We start from the raw sequence: 5,001 nt of genomic DNA, 5'->3' as shown, positions 1-5,001 counted from the left end.
CCGAAGCGGCGGCGCGGCGCAGGGCCACCCGGGAGAGGTCGACGGCGGTGACCCGCCAGCCTCGCCGGGCCAGCCAGATCGCGTCGGCGCCCTCCCCGCAGCCGAGATCGAGTGCCTGCCCGGGTGTCAGGTCCGTGGCCTCGAGCGCCAGCGCGCCGTTGACCGCGCCACTGAAGAGCTGGTCGCGGCTGTCGTACAGGTCGTCCCAGAACTGTGCGCTGGTCATGGTGTCTCCACAGGCGGTGGCGGATGGGGCGGGCGCACGGCCCCCGGCCGCGCGCCTGTCCGGACCGACTCTCCCCTTCCGGCGCAGCCAGTGCAATTATCTTTGCCAAGCTGGCAAACAGCAGGCCCTGGCAGCGGCAAGGCCCTCAGCGGCGCACCGCGGCCACCCGTGCGGGCGGATGCCGCGTTCACGGCCGCGGCAGGTGCCGCACCCGTGCGGCTTCGCGGGTGAGGTGGTCGCGTTCCGGCACGCTCGTCGCGGCGCGGGCGGCCTCGGCATACAGCTCGGCGGCACGGTCGAGGTCACCGGCGCGTTCGTGCAGATACGCCCGCACTGCGGCGTAACGGGGCAGGTCGGGGCTCACGTCGGCCAGCTCCGCCAGCCCGGCCTGCGGTCCGTCGGCCTCACCGACCGCCACCGCGCGGTTGAGCCGCACCATCGGGCTGCCGGTGAGCAGCAGCAGCTCGTCGTACCACTCCACGATCTGCACCCAGTCCGTTTCGGAGGTGCTCCGGGCGTCGGCGTGCAGGGCGGCGATCGCGGCCTGCGCCTGGTATTCGCCCAGCCGGTCCCGGGCCAGCGCGGCCCGCAGAAGCGCGATCCCCTCGGTGATCAGACCGGTGTCCCAGCGCGACCGGTCCTGCTCGGCCAGGGGAACCAGGCGGCCTTCGGGGCCGGTGCGAGACGCGCGGCGCGCATGGTGCAGCAGCATGAGGGCGAGCAGCCCCGCGACCTCGGGCTCGTCGGTCAGGGCGACGAGGTGGCGGGTCAGGCGGATCGCCTCGGCCGCCAGGTCGACGTCCCCGCCATACCCTTCGTTGAACACGAGGTAGAGCACCCGGAGCACCGTGCCGAGATCGCCGCGCTGGTCGAACCGCCGCCCCGCGACCCGCCGCTTGGCGCGGGTGATCCGCTGCGCCATGGTCGACTCGGGGACCAGGTACGCCGCCGCGATCTGCCGCGTGGTCAGGCCACCGACCGCGCGCAGCGTCAGGGCGACGGCCGATGCCGGGGGCAGGCTGGGGTGGGCACACAGGAAGTAGAGCCGCAGCGTGTCGTCCGTGGCGGGCACCGGGCCGAGCGGGGGCTCGACCTCCACGGCGCGCTCCCGTTGCCGTTGGGAGACCTCGGCGCGGGCGGCGTCGAGGAATTTGCGCCACGCGGCCGTGACCAGCCATGCCTTCGGATCGCGCGGTGGATCGTCGGACCAGGTCTCCAGTGCCCGGATCAGGGCCTCCTGCACGGCGTCCTCGGCCGAGGCGAAGTCGGCTCCGCGTCGGACGAGGACACCGATCACCGCGGGCACCAACTCCCGCAGCAGCGACTCGTTCACTCGGTCACCGTGTGCGATTCGGTGAGCAGCGGTCGCACCTCGAGCCATTCGTGGATGGGCTCGCTGCCGGCCCCGGGAGCGGCGGAGAGCTCACCGGCCAGCTGGACCGCGCGGTCCCACGACTCCACGTCGATGATCATCCAGCCGGCGATGAGGTCCTTGGTCTCGGCGAAGGGACCATCGGTCACCGGTGGGCGTCCCTCGCCGTCGTAGCGCACGAACGTGCCCTCGGGCGCCAGTGCCTGGGAGTCGACGAACTCCCCCGTGGCTTCCAACCGGGCCGCGAAGTCGCGCATGTACCGCATGTGCGCGTCGACCTCCTCAGGCGTCCACCGGTCCATCGGCACCCAGTCGACAGCAGGGTCGGGGCCACCTCGATAGTGCTTGAGCAGCAGGTACTTCATGGCGGTTCTCCTTCTCCTCGCGCGGCCCGCGTGGCCACTCGTACCCCTGGGACGGAGCCGGTGCCGCGGTCTCGACACCCGGAAGCGTGCCGAGTTTCCGGCCCTGTTGCCGGTCGTCCCCGCCCTGAAACCGCCCCACCGCTGGCAGGTCCTCGCACGCCGGCAGCGCCGCCTCCGTTCGCCGCGTGGCGCTCAGAGGAAGGCGGTGACGCCATCGTATTCCCCTTGGGGTGCCCGGCCGGTGACCTCGTATTCGAGGAGCAGCAGGCCGTGCGGCGTCGCGTCGTGGTGGACCAGGCGCAGACCGGACGGCGAATCCGGAGCGGTCAGAAGACGCCGACCGGTCCTGAGCACCGTGGGCGCGACCACGAGACGGAGTGTGTCGACCAGGCCCGCCCGCAGCAGCGTGTCGGCCAGGCGGGCGCTGCCGTGAATCTGGAGCTCCCGCCCCGGTCGGGCCGTGAGTTCGGCGACCGCCCGGTCCGGGTCGCCCGTCAGCACGGTCGTGGGGTGCCAGGTCCCCTCCGTGAGGGTGCTGGAGACGACGTACTTCGGCAGCGCGTTCATGCGCTCGGTGAACGGGTCCGCCGGGTCGGTGATCCGGGGCCAGTCGCGCGCGAAGGCCTCGTAGGTGCGCCTGCCGAGCAGCAGGCCGTCGGCGAGGTCGAGCCAGTCGGAGGTGCGCTGGACGAACGTCCCGTCGAGGTAGGGCACCAGCCAGCCGCCACGGCTGAACCCGTCGCTGGTGTCCTCGTCCGGCGAGCCGGGGCCCTGGCAGACTCCGTCGAGCGTGACGAACTGGGTCAGGGCGAGCTTCATCGCGGGGCCATCCCTTCGGCGAACGCGGCCAGCTGGCCCGCGACCGAACCCCAACCCTCGGCGAAACCGAGTTTCTCGTGACGAGCGCGGGCGTCCGGGTCTCCGTGCCGGACGACCATTCGATACTGCGTGCCGTCCGGGTGGTCGGCCATCGTGATCGTGGCGGTCATCGCGACCGGGGCGGGGTCGGCGGGGCGCCAGGTGCTGTCGATCGCGTTGGTGAACACGAGTCGATCGAGTGCGTCGACGGCGAGAAAGCACGCGTCCAGGTGCGGGACGAACTCGGACCCGTCGTCGCTCATCCGCGTCACGAACGCTCCGCCGGGCCATGGGTCGAGGCGGTCCACGCGGCAGCGGGACGGAGCCGGGATCCACCACTGCTCAAGCTGGGAGGGGTCGGTCCAGGCGCTCCACACGGTCGCGCGCGGGGCACGGATGATCCGCTCCAGGCCGAGGTCGAGGTCGGGATTCACGGTCGTTGCTCCTTCGGGTCGGTGACGAACTGTTCCAGGCGGTCGGTGCGCTCCTCCCAGATCCGGCGCTGCTCCGCGAGCCAGTCGTCGAGCAGGGCCAGCCGTTCGCGGTTGAGTACGCAGGTGCGCACCCGGCCGGACTTGACCGTGTGGATGAGTCCGTTCGATTCGAGAGTGCGCACGTGTTTCATGAACGACGGGAGGGTCATCGGGAACTCGCGGGCGAGGTCACCGACGGTCGTGGGCCCACGGCCCAGGTGCCGGACGACGGCGCGCCGGGTCGGGTCGGCGAGGGCGACGAGCACGCCGTCCAGTTCCGCCGAATACTGTGCCATGAGGCTAAGTATTTCGCCGTTCACGGGTGAGCGCAAGCGCTCAGTGTCAGGTGTGTGCGGAGGCAGCGGCCCCGCACACACCCGCGCGCCGCGTCGGTGCCGAGCGTGACGACGCCTCGCCAGCCGGTATCAGCCCGCGAACTCGGCGAGCCCGAGCCGTCGCAGACGTTCCGGGTCGGCGAGCACGTCGATCTCGTGGATCCGCCCGCCCGCGACGGTGAATCCCATCACCGACAGCGGCCGTCCGTGCGCGGTGACCACCACGCCCGGCGTGCCGTTGACCAGCGCCGGGCGTGCCCACGGAGCCAGCGACCCGAAGGTGACCGCCTGGGAGGCCACCGCGGAGGCGCCGGTGATCGTCACCGTGTGCCGGGGCCGCTGGGTTCCCCCGTCCGAACGCAGCACGACCTCGGGGTCGAGCAGGGCCACCAGCTCGTCGACGTGTCCGCCGCGGGCCGCGGCGAAGAACGCGGAGACCACCTCCCTGCTGCGCTCCGGATCGGGCTCCGGCACCGGTGCCCGATCCCGGACACGGCGACGCGCCCGGCTCGCGAGCTGCCGGGTCGCGGCCGGAGAGCGGCCGATCATCCCGGCGATGTCGTCGAACGGCACCGCGAACAGATCGTGCAACACGAAGGCCAGCCGCTCGGCGGGTGCCAGGGTGTCCAGCACCACCAGCAGCGCCAGCCCCACCGAATCGGCCAGCACCGCGGCGTGCGCCGGGTCGGCCTCGTCGTCGACGGTCACCACGGGGTCGGGCACGCGCGTGTCCAGCGGCTCCTCGCGCCGTCGCGCGCGCGTGCGCAGCAGGTTCAAACACACCCGCGCCACCACCGTGGTCAACCAGGCACCCAGATCGTCCACCTCGCCGACCTCGGCGCGGTCGAACCGCAGCCACGTTTCCTGCACCGCGTCATCGGCCTCGCTCGCGGAGCCGAGCATGCGGTAGGCCACCGCGCGCAACCGCGGCCGGTGGATCTCGAAACGCTCGGTCAGGCGGGCTCGCTCGTCCATCGGGTCACGGTCCTCTCGTCGCGGCTCTCGCCGACGAGACCCCGGAGCGGACCCCGGTGTGACAGCCCTTCCGACGTGCTCCCCACGTGCTTCCGACGTGCGTGTCACACCCGACGGTCGCCTGGGGTCGATACGGGTGAGGGACCCCGGGGGCTTCCCGGTCCCGCCGTCCGGAAGGAGTCTGCCCGATGTCTGTTGCCCATGTCGTCGTGACGGTCGTGGCCGCCGCGTTGTCCGCCTTCTCGGCGGGCTCGGTGTTCCTGCGCGCGCCCTGGGTCACCGAGCCGTTGACCGACTACGGCGTGCCCCGGTCGTGGTGGCCCTGGCTGGGCACCGCGAAGGCCGCGGGCGCAGTCCAGTACGCCGTAGTGGCGATGCCGACCGAGGCGCCGTCGCT

8 protein-coding genes are annotated in these 5,001 nt (G+C 72.4%); 1 reads left to right on the top strand and 7 read right to left on the bottom strand.

The window, feature by feature from the left end; genetic code table 11:
* The 7 genes from SACSA_RS21170 to sigJ all read right to left on the bottom strand — a co-directional run.
* The coding region (locus tag SACSA_RS21170) for a class I SAM-dependent methyltransferase (RefSeq protein WP_019813159.1) at window positions 1-226 on the bottom strand (226 nt) is incomplete at its 3' end.
* Window positions 227-413: 187 nt separating this feature from the next.
* Window positions 414-1,559 (bottom strand): RNA polymerase sigma factor, encoded by a 1,146-nt coding sequence (locus SACSA_RS0102345; protein WP_019813157.1) that lies wholly within the window; start codon window positions 1,557-1,559, stop codon window positions 414-416.
* Window positions 1,556-1,963 carry a YciI family protein gene (locus SACSA_RS0102340; RefSeq protein WP_019813155.1) on the bottom strand — a complete coding sequence of 136 codons (408 nt, stop codon included), beginning with the start codon at window positions 1,961-1,963 and terminating at the stop codon, window positions 1,556-1,558. The genes SACSA_RS0102345 and SACSA_RS0102340 overlap by 4 nt, the downstream gene beginning before the upstream one ends.
* A gap of 192 nt (window positions 1,964-2,155) precedes the next feature.
* Window positions 2,156-2,782: a dihydrofolate reductase family protein gene (locus SACSA_RS0102335; protein ID WP_019813153.1), complete on the bottom strand. Its 627-nt coding sequence runs from the start codon at window positions 2,780-2,782 to the stop codon at window positions 2,156-2,158.
* Entirely contained in the window at window positions 2,779-3,255 is a 477-nt protein-coding gene (locus tag SACSA_RS0102330; protein ID WP_019813151.1) for an SRPBCC domain-containing protein, read from the bottom strand. Before SACSA_RS0102330 ends, SACSA_RS0102335 begins: the two co-directional genes overlap by 4 nt.
* Complete coding sequence (locus SACSA_RS0102325) at window positions 3,252-3,590, bottom strand: ArsR/SmtB family transcription factor (protein ID WP_019813149.1); 339 nt, start codon at window positions 3,588-3,590, stop codon at window positions 3,252-3,254. Before SACSA_RS0102325 ends, SACSA_RS0102330 begins: the two co-directional genes overlap by 4 nt.
* Before the next feature lie 129 nt (window positions 3,591-3,719).
* Window positions 3,720-4,604: an RNA polymerase sigma factor SigJ gene (gene sigJ, locus SACSA_RS0102320; protein ID WP_019813148.1), complete on the bottom strand. Its 885-nt coding sequence runs from the start codon at window positions 4,602-4,604 to the stop codon at window positions 3,720-3,722.
* A 188-nt stretch (window positions 4,605-4,792) separates the two neighbouring features.
* Here sigJ and SACSA_RS21165 point away from each other — a divergent pair.
* Window positions 4,793-5,001: DoxX family protein (locus SACSA_RS21165; protein WP_198008916.1), on the top strand; the 209-nt coding region annotated here is incomplete at its 3' end.

Source organism: Saccharomonospora saliphila YIM 90502 (assembly GCF_000383795.1).
Classification (GTDB): Bacteria; Actinomycetota; Actinomycetes; order Mycobacteriales; family Pseudonocardiaceae; genus Saccharomonospora; species Saccharomonospora saliphila.
The sequence above is the reverse complement of the archived record's forward strand: the minus strand, read 5'-3'. Positions and strand labels throughout refer to the sequence as shown.